General features: G+C 69.6%; 15 protein-coding genes. 1 reads left to right on the top strand and 14 read right to left on the bottom strand.

Annotated elements, in window-relative coordinates; translation table 11 throughout:
* Positions 1-111: 111 nt before the first annotated feature.
* From LX88_RS09115 to LX88_RS09060, 12 genes are all read right to left on the bottom strand, one after another.
* Positions 112-1,689 (bottom strand): peptide ABC transporter substrate-binding protein, encoded by a 1,578-nt coding sequence (locus LX88_RS09115; protein WP_258947296.1) that lies wholly within the window; start codon positions 1,687-1,689, stop codon positions 112-114.
* 226 nt (positions 1,690-1,915) lie between these two features.
* Positions 1,916-2,857, bottom strand: coding sequence for a Ppx/GppA phosphatase family protein (locus LX88_RS09110; RefSeq protein ID WP_258947295.1), 942 nt, complete (start codon positions 2,855-2,857; stop codon positions 1,916-1,918).
* Positions 2,858-2,916: 59 nt separating this feature from the next.
* A complete protein-coding gene (locus tag LX88_RS09105; RefSeq protein WP_258947294.1) occupies positions 2,917-3,483 on the bottom strand; it encodes a GNAT family N-acetyltransferase in 567 nt (188 codons plus the stop codon).
* Positions 3,484-3,492: 9 nt separating this feature from the next.
* Positions 3,493-4,680 (bottom strand): MFS transporter, encoded by a 1,188-nt coding sequence (locus tag LX88_RS09100; protein ID WP_258947293.1) that lies wholly within the window; start codon positions 4,678-4,680, stop codon positions 3,493-3,495.
* On the bottom strand, positions 4,680-7,778 hold the full coding sequence (locus LX88_RS09095) for an amidohydrolase family protein (protein WP_258947292.1): 3,099 nt from the start codon (positions 7,776-7,778) through the stop codon (positions 4,680-4,682). The genes LX88_RS09100 and LX88_RS09095 overlap by 1 nt, the downstream gene beginning before the upstream one ends.
* The gene (locus LX88_RS09090; protein WP_258947291.1) at positions 7,779-8,633 is read right to left on the bottom strand and encodes a N5-glutamine methyltransferase family protein; all 855 of its coding nucleotides are present in this window, start codon (positions 8,631-8,633) and stop codon (positions 7,779-7,781) included. It abuts the gene before it with no gap.
* Positions 8,633-10,105 carry an NAD(P)/FAD-dependent oxidoreductase gene (locus LX88_RS09085; RefSeq protein WP_258947290.1) on the bottom strand — a complete coding sequence of 491 codons (1,473 nt, stop codon included), beginning with the start codon at positions 10,103-10,105 and terminating at the stop codon, positions 8,633-8,635. Before LX88_RS09085 ends, LX88_RS09090 begins: the two co-directional genes overlap by 1 nt.
* Positions 10,102-11,352 (bottom strand): aminotransferase class I/II-fold pyridoxal phosphate-dependent enzyme, encoded by a 1,251-nt coding sequence (locus LX88_RS09080; RefSeq protein WP_258947289.1) that lies wholly within the window; start codon positions 11,350-11,352, stop codon positions 10,102-10,104. The genes LX88_RS09085 and LX88_RS09080 overlap by 4 nt, the downstream gene beginning before the upstream one ends.
* Positions 11,349-12,164 carry a prephenate dehydrogenase dimerization domain-containing protein gene (locus LX88_RS44200; protein ID WP_258947288.1) on the bottom strand — a complete coding sequence of 272 codons (816 nt, stop codon included), beginning with the start codon at positions 12,162-12,164 and terminating at the stop codon, positions 11,349-11,351. Before LX88_RS44200 ends, LX88_RS09080 begins: the two co-directional genes overlap by 4 nt.
* Positions 12,161-14,218: an aminodeoxychorismate synthase component I gene (gene pabB / locus LX88_RS09070; RefSeq protein WP_258947287.1), complete on the bottom strand. Its 2,058-nt coding sequence runs from the start codon at positions 14,216-14,218 to the stop codon at positions 12,161-12,163. The genes LX88_RS44200 and pabB overlap by 4 nt, the downstream gene beginning before the upstream one ends.
* Before the next feature lie 22 nt (positions 14,219-14,240).
* Positions 14,241-14,555, bottom strand: coding sequence for a chorismate mutase family protein (locus LX88_RS09065; RefSeq protein WP_258947286.1), 315 nt, complete (start codon positions 14,553-14,555; stop codon positions 14,241-14,243).
* 97 nt (positions 14,556-14,652) lie between these two features.
* A complete protein-coding gene (locus tag LX88_RS09060; RefSeq protein WP_258947285.1) occupies positions 14,653-15,996 on the bottom strand; it encodes a phenylacetate--CoA ligase family protein in 1,344 nt (447 codons plus the stop codon).
* Between the two features lie 354 nt (positions 15,997-16,350).
* On the opposite strand from LX88_RS09060, the gene LX88_RS09055 reads away from it, so the two are divergent.
* Positions 16,351-17,694: a 3-deoxy-7-phosphoheptulonate synthase class II gene (locus tag LX88_RS09055; RefSeq protein WP_258947284.1), complete on the top strand. Its 1,344-nt coding sequence runs from the start codon at positions 16,351-16,353 to the stop codon at positions 17,692-17,694.
* On the opposite strand, the gene LX88_RS09050 is transcribed toward LX88_RS09055, so the two are convergent.
* Positions 17,691-17,855 (bottom strand): DUF397 domain-containing protein, encoded by a 165-nt coding sequence (locus LX88_RS09050; RefSeq protein ID WP_258947283.1) that lies wholly within the window; start codon positions 17,853-17,855, stop codon positions 17,691-17,693. The genes LX88_RS09055 and LX88_RS09050 overlap by 4 nt on opposite strands.
* A gap of 13 nt (positions 17,856-17,868) precedes the next feature.
* Complete coding sequence (locus tag LX88_RS09045) at positions 17,869-18,699, bottom strand: helix-turn-helix domain-containing protein (RefSeq protein WP_258947282.1); 831 nt, start codon at positions 18,697-18,699, stop codon at positions 17,869-17,871.
* Positions 18,700-18,722 lie beyond the last annotated feature (23 nt).

The raw sequence follows: 18,722 nt of genomic DNA, 5'->3' as shown, positions 1-18,722 counted from the left end.
CTCCTTGCGTGGTGGGGGCGCCCAAGGTCCTGACACCGCACCGGCCCCGCGCCCGTAACGCTCGAGGGACGCGGGGCCGGACGGATCAGTCAGAACTCAGGTGTTCGGCAATCAGGCCTTGACGCGGAACGACTCCAGAGCGCCCTGACGCTTGAACGACATCTTGGCGGCGAGCAGGTTCTTGGAACGGCCGCCGATGCCCTTCTCGTTCCAGGTCGGCATGGAGGGCAGGTCCTTGGCGATGATGTCCTCTGCCTGCTGGTAGATCTTGATCGCCTCGTCCTCGTTGGCCGTCTCGTCGGCCTTCTTCAGGAGCGCGTTGACCTCGGGGTTGTCGTAGTTCGAGTCGTTCGACGAACCACCGGTGCGGTACAGCGGGTTGAGGAAGTTCTCGATCGACGGGTAGTCGGCCGACCAGTCCGAACGGCTCATGCCGGTCAGCTGCTTGCCGTCGACGATCTGGCGGAACGCACCGAAGTTGGTGGCACCGACGAACTCGCAGTCAACGCCGAGCGCCTGCTTGATGCTGTTGCAAGCCGCCTCGAGAGGCTCCTTGCGGCCACCGTCCTGGTTGGACTGGATGGTCAGCTTCTTGCCGGTGAAGCCCGACTCGGCGAACAGCTGCTTGGCCTTCTCCGGGTTGTACTTGCAGTACTCGCCGCAGGTGTCCGGGCGGTAGCCCTTGATGCCGGGCGAGACGAAGCTGGTGGACGGCACGTACGAGCCGGCCAGCACGGTCTTCGTGATCTGCTCGCGGTTGATGGCCATCGAGACGGCCTGGCGCAGCTTCACGTTCTTGAACTCGGGGATGTACTGCGGGAACGCGATCGCGCTCTGGCCGAGCAGGTTGGCGTTCACCACGGCGTCACCGAGGTCGGCCTTGTACTTCTCGCCGACCTTGGCCGACGGGGGCAGGGCCTCCATGAAGTCCAGCTTGCCCGCGACCAGGTCCTGGTACGCGGTCTCCTGGGAGGAGTAGATCTTGTAGTCCAAGGTCTTGAAGTGGACCTTGTCCTCGCCCTTGTAGTCGTCGAAGCGCTCCATCTTGATCAGCGCGTTCGGCGTGCGGGAGACGAACTTGAGCGGGCCGTTGCCGATCGGCTTGGCCTCGGCGGCCTTCGGGTCCGCGAAGAACGAGTCGGCCATCGGCGAGAACGGCGTGTAGCCGATCATCGTCGTGAAGACCGAGGTCGGGCCGTTGAGGGTGACCTTGAACTCGTAGTCGCCCACCAGCTCGAGACCGGACATCTTGTCCTTGGCCGGCTTGGCGTTCTCGTCGGCCGGGTGAACGTCCTCGAAGCCCGCGATCGGGGAGAAGAACGATGCCGCCTGCTGCGCGTTCGGCGCGTACGCGGCCCAGTTCCAGGCGTCGACGAAGTTCTTCGCCTTGACCTCGGTGCCGTCGTGGAACTTCCAGCCCTGCTTGAGCTTGATCGTGTAGACCTTCGCGTCACTGGTCGTGATCGAGTCGGCCATCAAGTTGTAGGGCGCGCCGTCTTCGGTCTTGTAACCGACCAGCCGCGAGAACAGCGAGTCGGTGACCTTGCCACCGCCGGCCTCGGTCGTGTTGGCCGGGAACAAGGTGCTCTTGGGCTCGGTGCCGTAGATGGACACCGTGCCGTCCGGGTTGTCCTTGCCATCGGTGGCCGTGTTGCCACCGCCACCGCCGCCGCATGCGCTGAGCGTCATGGCGAGCGCGGTGGGAAGTACCACCCACGCAACCCGTGATCGCGACATCAGTCTCTCCCGCCTTTCCCCGGCGCCGCTCCGCAGATATTGCGTGCGCGCGCCTCCCCGGGAGGTCTCGTCCACCTCCCAAAACGTGAGAGGACGTTAACCGGGGCGTCCAGCAGTACGCGCACTGAAATCGGTCACAAAGTCGTCACGATCACCTCAAGCGCACCTTAATTCGGCGCTAGACCAGCGAAAACGCGATGCCGTCGAGGATGTCGTGCTCGCTGCACACGAGCGTGCGAATTCCCGCGCGATTTTCCAGTTCGTCGGCAATCGCACGCAGTACCACTGCTCCACCGCAGATCACGTCCACTCGACCGGGGTGCATGGGTCCCAGCGAGGCACGCTCATCATGCGTCATGGAGAGGATACGGTCGGTGATTTCACGAACATTGTCAAGTGTGATGCGACTCAGGTGAATATCGTCGCTGTTGTACACCTCCAGCCCCTGGACCAGGGCTGACAATGTCGTAACCGTGCCGGCGACGCCGATCCACGTCTTGGTCTTCTCGACTGGGACGACTTCGAATGCTTCTTTGACCGCCGCACGCGCAAACGCTTCCGCCTGCGCGATTTCGTCCCCGGTGGGCGGATCGGACTTGATGAACCGCTCCGTGAGCCGCACGCAGCCGATGTCCATCGACCTCGCGGCCTCCACGTCCGAGCCCGTGCCGAGGACGAACTCGGTGCTGCCACCACCCAGATCGGTGACGAGGAACGGTCCCTCGTCCGGGTCGAGGTCGGCCACCGCGCCGAGGTAGGACAGCCTCGCCTCCTCGTCCCCGGTGATCACCTCCGCGGGCGCGCCGAGGATCTGCTCGGTCATGCTGAAGAACTCGTCGCGGTTGCGCGCGTCTCGCGTCGCGCTCGTCGCGACCATCCGCGCGGTCTCCACGCCCTTGCGTTGCATCGTGCGCGCGTAGTCGAGGAGGGCTTGCCGAGTGCGCTCGATCGCGTCGGGGTGCAGGCGCCCGGTCGCGTCCACGCCCTGCCCGAGCCGGACGATCTTCATCTCGCGGTGGACGTCCCGCAGCCACGCCGTGCCGTCGTCGCGCTTGGTCACGTCGGCGATCAGCAGCCGGATCGAGTTGGTTCCGCAGTCGATGGCCGCAACGCGCGACATGATCACTCCTCGTCTCGGTGGAGCGGTCAAACCTACGCGTCGCGACCCCGGTGCCCCACTCAGCCGGAACGCGACGCGCGCCACTCGTCCGCGAGCATCGCGTAGACGAACTCGTCGCCCCACTCGCCCTTGAAGATCTCGTTCTGCACGAAGTGCGCCTCGCGGCGGAACCCGAGCCGCTCCATGAGCCGCCACGACGGGTCGTTGCGGGGGTCGCAGCGCCCGATGATCCGGTGCAGGCCCAGGTCGGCGAACCCGAGGCGCAACATCACCTCGGTGGCCTCGCGGGCGAGCCCCTTGCCCTGGTAGGCCGGGTGGAAGATGAAGCCGGTCTCGCCCTGCCGGTTCTCCTCGCTCAGGTAGTTGAGGTTGACCTCGCCGATGACCTTGCCCACCTCCGGCCAGTGCACGGCCAGCACGAGGTAGTCGCCCTCGGCGGCGAGGTGGTCCTGCTCCACCTTCTTCTTCAGCGCCTCCGCGACCTGGTCGCGCTCGCGGGCGTCCCAGTAGAGGTAGCGGGCGACGTCGGGCAGCGACTGGTAGGCGTACAGGTCGTCCAGGTCGGACTCGGTGAAGGGACGCAGGACGAGGCGGTCCGTGGTCAACGGGTGATCGGGTCGCAACACGCTGTGATCCTATGCAACGGGGACTGGTCGGGGAGTGAGAAAGCGAAGACCGGCGGCGCAGACGGCCACCGTGAGCACACCGCAGGCCGTGGCCAGGCCGAACGCCGCCGCGCTGCCCGCGAGGTCCGCGAGCGCGCCCCCCGCGGCCGAGCCCGCCGCCATCCCGAGCGTGACACCGCTGCCCACGACGGCGAACCCCTCGGTGAGGCCGCGCCGGGGCACCAGGGACTCGACGAGCGCACTGCCCACGACGAGCAACGGCGAGATGCCCACGCCGAGCAGCAACACGGCCAGGCACATCGTCCCGACCGACCCGGCGAACAACGCGGGCACGCTGCCGCAGGCCAGCACGGCCGCGGTGAGCAGCAGCCGGCCGGACAGCCCCAGCTGCCAGCGGAGAAGCCCGAACGTGAGCCCGGCGACCATGCTCGCGAACGTCATCAACGCGAGCAGCAACCCGGCCGCACCGGGGTCCTGGTGCTCGCCCGCGAACTTCACGGCCGCGACGTCGATCGCGCCGATCAGGCCACCGGCGGCGAAGTAGACGGCGGTGAGGACCTTCATGCCGTGGATCCGGATGACACCGGTGCGCGGTTCGTCGCGTGCTTCGGCGAACGGTGGCGCGGTGCGCGGTTGTGCGGCCAGGGCGAGTCCGCCGGCCACGGCCAGCACGACCGCGCCGAGCAGGCCCGCGGCCGGCGTGAGCTGCACGGACAACCAGACGACGAGCAACGGCCCGAGGATGTAGATGACCTCGTCGACCACGGCTTCCAGCGCGTAGGCCGCCTGGATCCGGTCGCCCGCCACCACGGCCCACCGCGCGCGGACCAGCGACCCCATCGGGATCGACGTGAGCCCGGCGACGACCGCCGCCGGGAAGTAGGTCCACGCGGGCGCACCCCAGACGACGGCCGCGACGAGCACGCCGACACCGGCCCCGTGCGCGAGCGCCGACCAGACCAGCGTCCGCGACTGGCCGTGCCGGTCGGCCAGCCGGGCGAGGAACGGGCCGCTGACCGCCATCGCGATGCCGAACACCGCCGAGACACCACCGGCCAGCGAGTACGACCCGGTGAGGGCGGACACCATCAGCAGGCAGCCCAGCGTGCGCATGGCCATGGGGAGCCTGCCGACGAAGCCCGCCGTCACGAACGCCGCCGCGCCCGGCAGCGCCAGCAGGGCGCGGTACGTGCGCATCAGCGTTGCCGGCAGCAGCCGTGCACGGCCGACTCCGAGTGGTGCCAGTAGTGCGCGGGGTTCCGCGCTGCCGACGGCGCGTCCGGACGGACTTCCGTCGTGCTCAGCGCCGCGGGTCGCGCGACGCGGAACGGCGCAAGGAGGTCCGGCACGGTGTGCATCATCCCGCCGACCATGACCTGCCGCACCGCCGCGGCCCTGCCGATGTCCCGCAACGGGTCGCCGTCGACGAACACGAGGTCGGCGAGCAGACCGGGGGCGACGGTGCCGAGCCGGTCGGCGAGCCCGAGCACCCGAGCCGCGTCACGGGTGGCCGTGGTGAGCGCCTCGAACGGGGTGAAGCCGTGCTTCACCATCACCCGCAGGTTCTGGTGGTAGCTCACCCCGATGTCGTCGAGCGCGGCGTCGGTGCCGCACGCCACGAGTCCGCCGCCGCGATGCACGCGCAGCAACGCGTCCACGTCACCGGCGGTCCACGCCCGGTACAGCTCCGCCCACGGTGCGGCGGCGTCCTCCGCCTTCTGCAGCAGCCGCTGGTACTCCCAGTCGGGGAACAGCACCTTCGTCCGCTCGTCCTCGATCAGCGACCGGTCCTCCAGGAACAGCTCGCTCGCGAACAGCGTCGTGGACGACATCCACATGCCGCTCGCGACGAACAGGTCGACCGAGTCCTGCGAGGTGCGGCCGGCGCCGTAGCTCAGCGTGCGCGAGTACCCGAGCCGGTTGCCGCCGCCGGTGTGCTCCATCCCGTCGAGACCGGTGATCGCCGCCGGGTAGAGGTAGTGCGAGGTGACCGGAACGCCCTGCCGGTGCGCGCGTTCCACGATCCGCCGCTCCAGTGCGACCGGCATCCTCATGTACGACTTGAGCAGGTCGTACTCGAGGCCCTGGGCGCGGTCGAGCTCGCGCTCCAGCTGCTCGCGGTTCATGGTCGTGCGCATGAAGTTGTAGTAGGCCCTGGTGCCGTCGAGCGCCTCGCCGGTGCCGAAGAACCTCGGTCCCACCTGGGTTCCGGCCGCGAGCGCCTCCCGCGTCTCCACCATCTGGTAGGCCGGGTCGCCGGGGGAACGGCTCGTCGTCACGCCGTACGCGAGCCACGCCCGTCCCTGCCGGTCGCCCCACTGCCGGCCGCGAAGGTGCCAGTGGTTGTGCACGTCGATCATGCCGGGCATGACCGTCAACGCCGACGCGTCGACCACCCGGCCCTTCGCCCTCCCCTGCGGCAGGATCGCGGCGATGCGGTCGCCTTCGAGCACGATGTCGACGTTCTCGCGCAGCTCGGTGCTCTTGCCGTCCCACAACGCGCCCGCGCGCACGACCACCCGGTCGGCGGACCGCTTGGCCTTCCACGTCAGGTCGAGCGGGATCGTCCGCGCCGGGCCGCCGTTCAGGCCGGCGAGCCGCAGCCTGCCGTTGGAGAGGTACAGCACCCGGTCGCCGCTGACCGACACCGAGTCGGTGACCTCGTCGCTCAGGCGCACCGGTTTGCCGGTGATCCGGCCCGCCGCGTCGACGGGCACCTTCCACAGCAGGCTCTCCGCGACCACGACGAGCCAGCCGTCCGTCCACACCGGACCATCGTCGCCGCGGGTGGCGATCGAGCGTTCCGGCGCGATCGGCTGGTAGGTCACGGTGCCGGACGCCAGGTGCGCGGTGAGGACCTGGTTGTGGCCGGACGTGCTGCGACGCGAGTACGGCCTCACCGCGGCGAGCGCGATCGTGCCGCTGTCGGGCGACCACGCCGGCCTGCCGGGCTGGTACATCGCGGGCAGCACCTTGGTGACCGCGCCCGCCTCCCACACCCAGGTCGCGCCGGCCTCGTCCTGGTAGGCGATCCTGCGGCCGTCCGGGGAGACGCGCGGGGTCAGCTGGGCGTTGGGCAGGGAGGTGACCTGCCGTGAGGCGCCGGTGGCCAGGTCGTAGTTCCACAGGTTCGCGGTGCCGGCACGGTCGCTGACGTACACCAGGGACTTGCCGTCCGGGAACCAGTCCGGGTCGCTGTCGAAGTACGCGTCGTCGGTGATCCGGCGGGCCTTGCCGCCCTCGACCGGCAGGAGCCACAACGAGTTCAGCGCGCGGAACACGATGGTCCGGCCGTCCGGGGAGAGCACCGGCCCGGCGATGCCCTTGACCTGCTGGGGCGTCGAGGGGGCGAAGTCGCGCAGCCTGCGCTGGTAGTTCCGCTGCCGCAGCACCGGTGCCGCGACGACGAACGGGATGTCGCTCACCGCGCCGCCGAGCACGCGGCGGCGGATCCCGCCGTTCGTCGCGTACACGATCTCCTCGGCGGACAGCCAGTTCGGCCCGAACGGCGCCACGTCCTCGCCGTCCGCGACCACCGCGCCGTCGACCACCACGGCGGTCCTGGAGCCGCGGGCCTCGACGTACCCGAGCCTGCCGTCGGGTGCGTAGGCAGGCCCGAACACCGTGTCGGCATCGGACTTCCGCACTTCGGCACGTGCGCCCGTGGCGATGTCGGTGGACTCGACCGTCGTGTCGTTGACGACGTAGACGACCTTGCGTCCGTCGGGTGACCACGACGGCTGGGCGTGCTTCTTGTCGCCCTCGGTCAGCACCCGCAGCACGCCGGTCGCGATCTCCAGCAGCCAGACGTGACTTGCGGAGCCGCGGTCGGAGGCGAACGCGACCAGCCTGCCGTCCGGGGAGAACGCGGGCTCCTGGTCGTAGCCGGGACCGTCGGTGAGCCGGCGCAGGCCGGTGCCGTCGGCGTTGATCGTCCACAGGTCGTACGTGCCCTCGCGGAACGACTGGAACACCAGCGACCTGCCGTCGGGCGCCCAGTTCGGCTGCGTCGAGTCCTGCACGTCGTCGGTGAGCCTGCGCGCCCTGCCGCCGCCGATCGGCACCAGCCACAACGAGTTGAGCGCGTCGAACGCGATGGTCCTGCCGTCCGGCGACACGTGCACCCGCGGACTCGTCGACTCGCGCAGCTCGACCAGCTTCGTGCCGGTCTCGTGGTGCGGTGCGGCGGTGGCGGTGCCCGCGGTGAGCCAGATCGCGCCCGCTCCGGCGGCGACCTGGCCGCCCCTGCGGAACACGTCCCGGCGCGAGACACCGGGTGTGTCAGATGTGGACACTCAGATTCTCCTGTGCGCGGTGGTGAAACGGGGATCACCGTGGTGGTCCGGGTGGTTGGTGATGCCGGTGAGGACGCCGGTGTCGCGCATCAGCGCGGCGACGACGTCCACCTGCGGGTCGCCGTGCTCGACGGCGAACCCGCCGCCGGGCCGTGCCAGCCGGGCGGCCAGCGCGATGACGTGCCGCAGGACGAACGTGCCGTCCGAACCGGCGTACATCGCCATCAGCGGCTGGTGCTCGCTCCACTCCGGCAGCATGTCCACGTCCATCGGCACGAACGGCGGGTTGGCGACCACGAGGTCGACGGCGCCGTGCAGGTCGTGGAACAACTCCGGGTCGGTGACGTCTCCCCGCACCAGCCGGATGGCCGTGTCCCCCGCCTCCGCCCGCTGCTTCGCGTTGCGGAGCGCGAAGTCCAGCGCCACGTCGGAGAGTTCGACGGCGTGCACGGTCGCGTCCGGCCGGGCGTGCGCGATGGCCAGTGCCAGCGCGCCGGAACCCGTGCAGAGGTCGACGACCACGGGATCGGAGACCCCGCGCAGACGTTCGAGTCCCCACGCCAGCAACGGTTCCGTGTGCGGGCGGGGCACGAACACCCCCGGCCCGACGGCCACCCGCACCCCGCCGAGCTCGGCCCAGCCGGTGACGTAGGCGAGCGGGATCCGTTCGGCTCGCCGTGCCACCAGCCGGTCCAGCTCCGCTGCCTGCACCGCGTCCAGCTCGGCGTCGGGTTCGAGCACGCCGAGCACGTGTGCCGCGAGCACCTCGGCGTCCGATCGCGGCGCCCACACGCCGGCCGCGGTCAGCTTCCGTTCCGCGTCGGCCAGCGCGTGGGCCAGCGGCCGGGACGTCATCAGCTCCCCGACGCCGTGCGGCTGGCGGCGTAGTAGTCGCGCAGCGCCTTCACCAGGCTCGGGTGGATGCGCGACGAGGCGAGCAGCTCGGGCGGCGGCGTGAACTGCGGGTCGAGCTCGTCGGCCCACCGCTGGTAGGACGCCGTCAGGTTCTTCTCGATGATCACCGGCCAGTCGACCGGCACCTGCCAGTTGTACTCGTAACCGGTCGCCAGCATGTGCGTCACCGCGGTCTCCACCGTCTCCTGGCGGGTGGCGGTCTGGATGGGCGAACGCACGGGCTGGAACACGTCCAGGTCGTGCGCGGGCTTCTCACCGAGGATGCGGGCCGTCATCTCACCGGCCAGCAACGGCGACAGGTGCAGACCGTCGCGGTAGGTGCCGGTCATCATCCACAGGCCGTCGAGCTCCGCCTCGCCCAGCAGGGGGAACCCGTCGAGCGCGACCGGCCGGTTGCCGACCTGGATCTTGTCGATCCCGCTGTCCCAGAGGTTGCGGCGGACCTGCTTGTTCACGCAGTCGAGCAGGAACAGCACGTCCCGCATGACCGGGGTGTCGACGGGGTCCGGCGAGATGATGTTCGTCGCGCCCACGTAGACCTTGCCCTGGCTGCGCGGCACGACGTGCAGGCCGCACGCGAACGCCCTGTTCGGCGTGCGGATCACGCTGTCCGGCGAGGTGCCGTCCTCGGTCTTGACCAGCACCGACACGCCGTAGCCCGAGACCAGGCGCGGTACCCGCGGCGCCACGTCCGGCACGGTGTCGAGCAGGTCCTGGGACTTGGCGCCCGCGGCCAGCACCACGTCGGGCGCGCTCAGCCGGGTGCCGGACTCCAGCACGACGCCCTCGACCTTGCCGCTCGCGTACTCGACGCGGGAGGCGAGCTCGGGGATGACCGTGCCGCCGGCCTTGAGGAACGCGTTCTGCAGCTGCAGGAGCAGCGCGTGCGAGTCGACCGCGTGCTCGCCGGGGATGTAGAAGGCGCGCAACGGCCGTGAGCTCGGGTGCGGGTCGAGCCACTCGACGTCCGCGGGGTCGACGTCCTCGAACGGCGCGTCGTAGCGGCGCATCTCGGCGCGGATGGCCTCGAAGTTCGCGTCGTCGATGCCCGGCACGCCGATGGTGTTGAGCATGACGACGGTGCCGTTCGCGGTCCGCACGTCCACGCCGTCGGTCTCGGCGGCGAGCTCCGCCGACCACTCCGGCCACAGCGCGGTGGCCGCGATGTCGAGCTCCAGCTTGGAACGGCCCTCGTCGCTCGCCACCAGCGTGGTGGTGACCTCACCGAAGCAGCCCAGCATCGCGCCCGCCGCGGTCGAGGCGGCGTACGGGCGGTGCGGCTGCCCGAGCAGCGCGACCTTCTGCCCGCGCCGGGCCAGTGTCAGGGCGACGGACGAGCCCAGAGCACCGTTGCCTACGACGACGACGTCGAACACCCTGGTGCCGGTGTTGACGGTTTCATTGGTGCTCAACGGTTTTCACGCCCTCCGGTAGGTGCGGTCAGTCCCAGGACCTGTGCCGCGCTTTCGAGATGTGCCTGCTCGTGCAGTGACGACAGGGCGAACCGGATCAGGCCGGTGCCCCTGGCCACGGTGGGGAAGAACGCGGGCAGGATCAGCAACCCGGCTTCCTTCAGCCGCCGGGCGACGTCGAACGCCTCGTCCTCGGTCGGGTACAGGGCTCCGCGCACGGGTGAGCGCAGGCCCGCGTTGACCAGCTGCCCGCCGGTCAGCTCGTCGAACTGGTCGGTGTTGTGCCACAACCGCTTCTGCAGTGCGGCGACCTCGCCGGTCAGGTGCAGCTTCGCCGCGGCGACGTTGGCGGCCAGCATCGGCAGCATGATGGAGTGCCCGAACACCAGCGGGTTCGCGAACTTCCGCAGCTTCAGCACGTCCGCTTCGGTGGGCACCAGGGCGAAGCCGCCGGAACCGCCGAACGCCTTGGATAGCGAGCCGGCGATGACCACGCGCGGCGGCAGGCGGTCGCCGAGGACCTCGAACGCGTAGCCCGCGCCGCGTTCACCGGCGATCGAGATGCCGTGCGCGTCGTCGACGTAGAGATGGCCGCCGTGCGGTTCCAGCGCCGCGAGGATCCCGGTGACGTCGATCAGGCCGCCCATCGATCCGACACCGTCGACCAGCACGATCGGCGTGCGGCCCTCGCGGGTCTTCAGCGCGGTGGCGAGCGACTCCGGGTCCTGCAGGTCGAACCGGCGGACCGGGCCGATCTGCTCCAGCAGGCCGCGCAGGATCTGCATGGACGCGTGGGCGGTCTTCTCCACCAGGAACAGCGCACCCGCGTCGGCCACCGGGTAGCTCGGCAGCACACCGGTTCCCAGCAGCGGCAGCAGTCCCAGGTGGACGGTGCCGACCGAGGTGAAGGCGACCGGCCGGTTCCCCTGGTAGACCGCGCCGAGCAGCTCTTCCAGCTCACCGAGGTAGTGCGGCCGCATCCGGTTGCGCGACGAGGAGAAGTGGGCGCCGAAGCGCTGCAGCGCCTCCGTCGCGGCCGCGACGAGGTCCGGGTGCTCCTCCAGCCCGAGGTACGAGCAGGAGACGAACTCCACGGCGTCGCCGCCGTCCTGGAGCTGCACGCGTTTGCCCTCGCGGCCGACGATCACGTGCCCGGTCAGGCCTTCGTCGAACGCGCGGTCGAGCGAGTCGGACGTCTTGCCGACCCGGGACTCCACCCAGTTGGCGGGTCGCTGCACCTGCGTCATTTCTCCTCCATCCCCTCGAAGATCCGCTCGCAGAGCGCGCGGTGGTGCGGGAGCCCGTCGCCGAGGAAGCCGCGCAGCTCGTCCAGCAGGTCCGCGAAGGCCGTCTCGTCGCCGTTCTCGACCACGTCGGCGACCCTGCGCATCCCGTTCGCCAGCGCGGTACGTGCCCGGGGCGCATGGGGGTTCGCCGCCTGGACGTCCCAGTAGACCTCCGGCGTGCCGCCCGCGATCCGTGCCAGCAACGCCAGCAGGGTCCGGTGCGGTGGCGGGGCGACGGCGGTCAGTGCGGCGGCGTCGACGTCCAGTTCGGCGAGCCCGAGACCGAACCCGAGCACCGCCGCGTGCGTCAGCGCCTGGGAGGCGGCCGTCAGGCGGTCGTGCTCGGGTGCCGTGACCTCGACGACCCGCGCGCCCCAGGAACCCAGCAGTCGCAGGAAGTCCCTCGCCCGTGGGCCGTCGCGCACCACCACCGCGGCGATCGGGCGACCCCGGACCGGCAACGACGGCGCGAACATCGGGTTGACGCTCACCGCTTCGAGTCCGGTCGCGCGGACGGCCTCCACCACGCCGGACTTCACCGAGAGCGTGTCCACGAGCAGCGTGCCGGGCTTGAGGGACAACGCCTTCACCGCGTCGAGCGCCACCTGTTCCGGCAACGCGACCACCACGACGTCGGCGTCCAGTTCCCGATCCGGTGCGGTGGCGTCGAAACCCGTGGCCAGGTCCAGCACCTCGACCTCACCGGACTCGCGCAGCCGCTCGGCGAAGAGCGAACCCACCGCGCCGGAGCCACCGATGACCGCGTACCTCACCGGTCCTCACCCACGAGCTGGGCCGCGGTCGCGGCGACGGCGGTGAGCATCGCGCGGGACTTGACGACGGTCTCCTCGAACTCCTCCGCCCGGTCCGACAGCGAGACGATCGCACCGCCCACACCGAACGTCACGTGGTCGTCCGTGACGACCAGCGTGCGGATCACGATGTTCAGGTCGGCGGCGCCGGACAGCGAGAACCAGCCGAGCGACCCGGAGTACACGCCCCGCGGCCCTTCCTCCAGCCGGTCGATGATCTCCATCGTGCGCACCTTGGGCGCGCCGGTCATCGAGCCGCCGGGGAACGCCGCGCGCACGCAGTCGACCGCCGACCGGTCCGGCAGCAGCGTGCCGCGGATCGTCGACACCAGCTGGTGCACCGGCGCGTACGTCTCCACCGCGAAGAGATTCGGCGCGTGCACCGACCCGACCTCGCAGACCACGTTCAGGTCGTTGCGGACCAGGTCGACGATCATCAGGTTCTCCGCGCGGTCCTTCTCCCGGCTGAGCAGGTCGAGCCGCAGCGCCTCGTCCTGGGCGGGGGTCGCGCCGCGCGGGCGGGTGCCCTTGATCGGCTTCGACTCCGCCACCCGGTCGGCCCCGATGCTCAGGAACCGCTCCGGCGACGCGCAGAGCACCGCGACACCGGGGAAGTCCAGCAACGCGGCGTACGGCACCGGGCTGATCCGGCGCAGGTGCAGGTAGGTGTGCAGCGGATCGACCCGCGCGTGCACGGTGACCTCGTTGGTCAGGCAGATCTCGTACGACTCGCCGTTGCGGATCTCCTCCAGGCACGCGTCGATGCGCTCGAGGTAGGCCTGCTCGTCGTGGCGCCGGTCGAACGGCACCGGGCCCGACTCCAGCAGCACCGCCGCGTCCGCGGGTTCCGGCGCGGGCAACAGCTCCACCCGCTGGGCCGTCTCCTCCAGCCAGTCGCGGTTCTCCTCGCCCAGCGCCAGCACGTAGGTCGTGCCGGTCCGGTGGTCCAGGACGACCGCGCGGTCGCAGAACAGCAGCGACGCGTCCGGCGTGCCCGCGGAATGTGCGGGCGCGCCACCGGTCTCGGCCTTCAGCTCGTACCCGAGGTAGCCGACGTAACCGAGGTTGAAGTCGAACGGCAGGCCGGGCGTGCTGGTCGAACGCAGCCGCAGCTGTTCGTCGAGGTAGTCGAAGAAGGGCTGGCGCACCAACGAGACCGAGCCGTCGGCGCGCCGCACCTCGACCACGCCGTCGGCCACCCGGTAGGTGACGTGCTCGGCCAGCGGGCCGGACCCGCCGCCCAGGAACGAGAAGCGGGACACGCCGTCGATCACCGCGCTGCTGTCGAGCCAGAACCCGTGCTGCCCGCCGGCGAAGAACTCGCGGTACACCGCCTCCGCGTCCGGCAGCGCCAGTACCTGCCGGACGTGCACCGGCAGTCCGCCGGTCGGTTCCGGCCGGCGGCGTGGCGCGGGCACGTACGGGTCGGCGGCCACAGCGCGTTCGCCCATCACCAGGTCGCGGAAGTTCGCGAGCAGTTCACGGCCGTACTCGCTGCTGATCGACTCCGGGTGGAACTGCACGCCCCAGACGGGCCGCGTGCGGTGCCGGACGGCCATCAGGATCCCGTCCGGGGTCCAGGCGATCGGCTCCAGCTCGCCGGGCAGCGCGGTGACCGTCAGCGAGTGGTAGCGCACCACGTCGAACGGGCTCGGCAGACCGCGCAGGATGTCGACGCCGTCGTGCAGCACCGGCGAGATGCGGCCGTGCATGGGCTCCGGCGCGTAGCCGACCTCACCACCGAACAGGTGCGCGATCCCCTGGTGCCCCAGGCAGACCCCGAGCACCGGCAGTCCTCCGTCGAGGATCGCGCGGGCGCTCACCCCGAAGTCGCGCTCCCGGTCGGGACGGCCGGGCCCCGGCGAGATCACGACGGCGTCGAACTCGGTGAGGCGCAGGTCGGACCACTCGACGTCGTTGCGCACGACGACGGGTGGCTCCCCGTTGACCTCGCCCAGCAGCTGGTGGAGGTTGTAGGTGAACGAGTCGTAGTTGTCGATCAGGATCGTTCGCATCGCGGGCGCCGCTCCTCGACTGCTATTCGGCCGGTGTGTTGCCCATGACCACGTCCTCGACCCGGCAGGTCTCGGTGATGATGAGCTCGTACAGCCGGTGCAGGAAATCCTGGTTGAGGCCGTGCTCGGCGCCGTACTCCGCGGCCCGCTCCTGGACTATTCCAATCCGGTGGGGCTGCATCATCGGCACGCCGTGCTCGAGTTTGTGCTCGGCAATGCGCACGCACACTCCGATGCGGTCGCGCAATGTGTCGAGCAGACGAACGTCAATGGCGTCGAGTTCCGCGCGCAGCTCCTCGAGGCGGTCGACTCCGGTGACCGAATTGACCGTTGACACAATGCACCTCCACGACGTGGTTTTCTCTTTTCGCCCATGCCGGACCCGGCCCGCCGCACAAAAACGGCAAACCTCTGCAGGAGAACGTGCGGTCAGGTCATATTCGCTGGAACAACACCGGCACCTTGCCCCGTGCCGATCTCTCGAATTCCGCGAGTTCCGCCCGTTCGACCGAGAATCCGGCACACCTCGGGCTTATCAGCACTTTGCGCAGCTGGTAGGCGGGCAGCAGGTGTTCTCGCACCAGTTCGGTGGACAGGCCTTGCGGCGTGCGCGGTGACAGCAGCAGCCGCACCTCGTACTTCGACGACTCCCACAGGAACTGGAGCTGCACGTCCTCGGCGTCGGTGATGCCGAGGACCTCCAGAGCCCCGATGAGCTGGTCGGACGAGATCGTCCAGTTGTCCACGTTCATGGACTGCGCGGTCCGCCCGAGCAACGTCAGCAGCCGTGCCGGACTGCCGCACCCGCACGGTTCGGTGGTGAAGTACCCGCGGTCGCCGATGCGGTAGCGCAGCAGCGCCATGCCCGTGTCGGCGAGCGGCGTCACCACGATCTCACCGGCTTGACCAGCGGGAACGTGCTCGCCGGTCTCGCTGTCGACGATCTCGACCAGCACCGCGTCCTCGTGCACGTGGTGGGTCGCTCCGCTCAGGTGGGCGCACTGGTAGCCGATCGGCCCGGTCTCGGTCGTCGAGTAGGCGAGCGAGCGGACGTTCAGCCCCGGCAGCACGGCGTGCACCGCGTCCAGTCTCGCCCGGCCCATCGCCTCGCCGAGGTAGAGCAGGTTCTCGAGCGATCGCAGCTGGTCGGCAGGGGTGGTGGTGATCAGTTCGGTGGCGAACGCCGGCCCCGCGACCAGCGTGTCGATCCCGTGGTCACCGATGGCCGCGGTGATCTCGTGGAACGGCATCGTGCTGCCCAGCGGAAACGTCAGCGTGGGCAGATGTTTGCTCAAATCGTGCACGAAGATGAATGCGCCGTTGAGCTCCGCCGGGAACAGGCAGTTCGCAATGCGTTCCGGCGTCTTTCCCAGCACCGCCCGCACGCCGCGGGCACCGAGCAGGTCGACGACCTCGTTCGACTCCCACGAGTGGTACACGACCTTGTTGCGTCCCGACGTGCCGCTGGAGCGCAGCACCATTCCCGGCAGGCCACCGCGCAGCAGGAAGTCGTCCGAGTGCGGCGGGCAGCGTTCGGCCAGCTCAGCAGGGGTGAGCAGAGGCAGTGCGGCGATGCCGGCGACACCCGCACCGTCGGCGAGCGACGGCCATCGCCTGCTCACCGCGGGCGTCTCGCGGACGGCTCGCACCATCGCCGCGAGGTTGTGGTCCCTCAGCTCCTCCAGCTCTTCCCTGCTGATCACGTCCAGATCGCGGGCAAGTCGCACCGCGCTCGCGCCGCCAATGGCGTGCGCGAACAATTCGTATTCCAAATTCATCAGACCCCCGCTGGTCGTACCGCTCACCGTATTCGCCCCAGTGCGATGTGCGGTACCCATGACTCGTCTTCGAACGTAGCCGAGGCCCGGCAGCTCGTCCAGCGGTTCTCCGGTAATTGCCGGTCCAGCTGCGACGCACACCGTTGACACACTGCGGGATGCACCTTTGTGGAAAATGAAGTCCACCACGAAGGATCACCCGATCGGACCTCACGTCCGCCACGGAAAGTATGCACGGTGAGAACCGTGAGCATTGCGCGTGATTCCGCGCTAGGCTCGGTCGGGGGAGTCGAGGTGCATTTCCTCGTTGTTCACTTCAAATTTCTGTTCGCTTGTCGGAACCCGGGGAGACCGATGAACAGCGTCGTGGAAAGCACCTGCGCACCGACACGCGTGCGTGAGGTGCGAGCCGTCTCCGCACTGCCGTTCGACGTCCGCCACGAGGTCGAGGAGGCGCTGAGCCTGCCGGCGGCCCAGCAGCCGGTCTGGAGATCGGAGGCGGGCTGCCGCGACGCCGTGGCCGCGCTCAGCACCGCGCCACCGGTGGTGCTGGCGTCCGAAGTGGACGAGCTGCGCACACGGCTGGCGTCCGTGGCGCGCGGCGAGGCCTTCCTGCTCCAGGGCGGCGACTGCGCGGAGACCTTCGCGGGCAACACGGAGGCGCACATCCGCGCCAACTTCACGACGCTGGTGCAGATGGCGGTCGTGCTCGCGTACGGCGCGGGCACCCCGGTCGTCCGGGTGGGCCGGGTGGCGGGCCAGTACGCCAAACCCCGTTCGTCCGAAGTGGACTCCTCCGGCCACCCCTCCTACCGCGGCGACATGGTCAACTCGGCGTCACCGGCCGACCGGAGCCACGATCCCGCACGCATGGTGCGGGCGCACGCGAACTCGTCCGCCACGATGAACATGTTGCGCGCCTTGGCCCACTCCCCCGTCCCCGTGAGCGACGCCCCCACCGGCCGCCGGTACGCGGCCCTGGTGGCCGAGGTCGACCGCGCCCTGCGTTTCATGCAGGCGTGCGGCGCCGCGAACGACTACACCCGTGACGTCTACGCGAGCCATGAAGCCCTGGTGCTCGACTACGAACGCGCCCTGCTCCGCATGGCCGGCGGCAGGGTGTACGGCCTGTCCGGCCACTTCCTCTGGGTGGGCGAACGCACCCGCCAACCAGACGGCGCCCACATCGCCCTGGCCGCACTGCTGGCCAACCCGATCGGCCTGAAGATCGGCCCGGCCACCACCCCGGAGTCGGCGGTGGAGTACGTGCAACGCCTCGACCCGCACGGCGAACCCGGCCGCCTGACGTTGATCAGCAGGATGGGCCACGACCGGATCAGGCACGTGCTGCCGCCCATCGTCGAGAAGGTGACGGCCTCCGGGCACCAGGTCGTCTGGCAGTGCGACCCGATGCACGGCAACACCGAGACGTCCTCGACCGGCCACAAGACCAGGAGGTTCGACCGGGTCGTCGACGAGGTGGCGGGGTTCTTCGAGGTGCACCGCGCCCTCGGCACCCACCCCGGCGGCCTCCACGTGGAGCTGACCGGGGAGGACGTCACCGAGTGCCTCGGCGGCGAGCAGGACATCGCGGAGGCCGACCTCGGCGAGCGGTACCTGACGGCGTGCGACCCGCGCCTCAACCCGCGGCAGTCGATGGAGCTCGCGTTCCTGGTGGCGGAGATGCTGCGGGGCTAGCGGGGATCTGCCGTCACGAGGTGGAGGAACGCCGACCACGCCTGCTCCGACACGGGGAGGTGGGTGGCCGGGGCCTTGCTGTCGCGGATGCCGACGCCGTGCCCGACCTCGACACAGTCGCTCGCCGACGGGCTGTAGCTGCTCTTACGCCACTGGGACATGCGGCACACCTCCTCAGACAAGCAGGTTGTTGATCAACCTCCTGGATTGTTCCGCATCCAAGGCGTCCTGATCCAGCCGTTTCAACACTTCGGCGTAGCTGGCCAGCGATCGGCTGTCCTCCAGGAAGAGTCCGGAGTTCTCGCTTTCGATGAAGACAACCGGCTCGAACGTGTCGAAGTTGAGCTGGGTGAACGAGCCGGACATCCCCGAGTGCGCGCCGATGGCGATCGGCACGATCCGGAAGGTGATGTACTGCCGCACCAGCATCACCTGGATGTGGGTGAGCTGGGACCGCATCACGTCCGGTCCACCGACAGGCAGCCGAAGCGCCTGCTCGTGGACGAAATAGACGAACTCCCTGCCAGGCCTCAGGATCGACTGACGATCGAGCTTCGTCCGGATCAGATCGTCGATGTCCGGAGGCTTGATCCTGGCCGACTTCTCGCAGGCCGCACGCATGTATCCGGCGATCTGGAGATGGCCGGGCACGAGGTTCATCGACCACACGGTGATCTTGTTGGAGAGGCGTTCCTGCGTGATGAGCGAGTGCACCTGGTCCGGTACTCCGTCCTCCGGGAACAGCAACCAGCCCTTCTCGCGCGATTCCCGGTAGAGCGCGACCAACCGGTCGACCTCCGTGTAGGGGACGCGGCAGTAGGAGAGCAGCCGGATCAGCTCGACCTCGGTGATGCCGCCCTTGCCGTTCACCGCGTCGGACATCTTGGCTTCCTGCCAGTCCAACAGTTCGGCGAGTCTGCGTTGGGTCATGCCGCTCTGTTCGATGGCGTCGCGGACGCCCTGACCGAACTCACGGCCCACCACGCTCGAGTTGCGCTTCGGCATGCAGACGAAGCTAGGAGACGGAC

The organism is Lentzea californiensis, assembly GCF_024648825.1.
Lineage (GTDB): Bacteria > Actinomycetota > Actinomycetes > Mycobacteriales > Pseudonocardiaceae > Lentzea > Lentzea californiensis.
The sequence above is the reverse complement of the archived record's forward strand: the minus strand, read 5'-3'. Positions and strand labels throughout refer to the sequence as shown.

What these genes read in the sequence shown, in the direction of transcription:
- LX88_RS09115 (WP_258947296.1), bottom strand. Translation starts at nt 1,689, where the DNA reads ATGACGCTCAGCGCATGCGGCGGCGGTGGCGGTGGCAACACGGCCACC.
- LX88_RS09110 (WP_258947295.1), bottom strand. Translation starts at nt 2,857, where the DNA reads ATGTCGCGCGTTGCGGCCATCGACTGCGGAACCAACTCGATCCGGCTG.
- LX88_RS09100 (WP_258947293.1), bottom strand. Translation starts at nt 4,680, where the DNA reads ATGCGCACGTACCGCGCCCTGCTGGCGCTGCCGGGCGCGGCGGCGTTC.
- LX88_RS09090 (WP_258947291.1), bottom strand. Translation starts at nt 8,633, where the DNA reads ATGACGTCCCGGCCGCTGGCCCACGCGCTGGCCGACGCGGAACGGAAG.
- LX88_RS09080 (WP_258947289.1), bottom strand. Translation starts at nt 11,352, where the DNA reads ATGACGCAGGTGCAGCGACCCGCCAACTGGGTGGAGTCCCGGGTCGGC.
- pabB (WP_258947287.1), bottom strand. Translation starts at nt 14,218, where the DNA reads ATGCGAACGATCCTGATCGACAACTACGACTCGTTCACCTACAACCTC.
- LX88_RS09060 (WP_258947285.1), bottom strand. Translation starts at nt 15,996, where the DNA reads ATGAATTTGGAATACGAATTGTTCGCGCACGCCATTGGCGGCGCGAGC.
- LX88_RS09055 (WP_258947284.1), top strand. Translation starts at nt 16,351, where the DNA reads ATGAACAGCGTCGTGGAAAGCACCTGCGCACCGACACGCGTGCGTGAG.
- LX88_RS09050 (WP_258947283.1), bottom strand. Translation starts at nt 17,855, where the DNA reads ATGTCCCAGTGGCGTAAGAGCAGCTACAGCCCGTCGGCGAGCGACTGT.
- LX88_RS09045 (WP_258947282.1), bottom strand. Translation starts at nt 18,699, where the DNA reads ATGCCGAAGCGCAACTCGAGCGTGGTGGGCCGTGAGTTCGGTCAGGGC.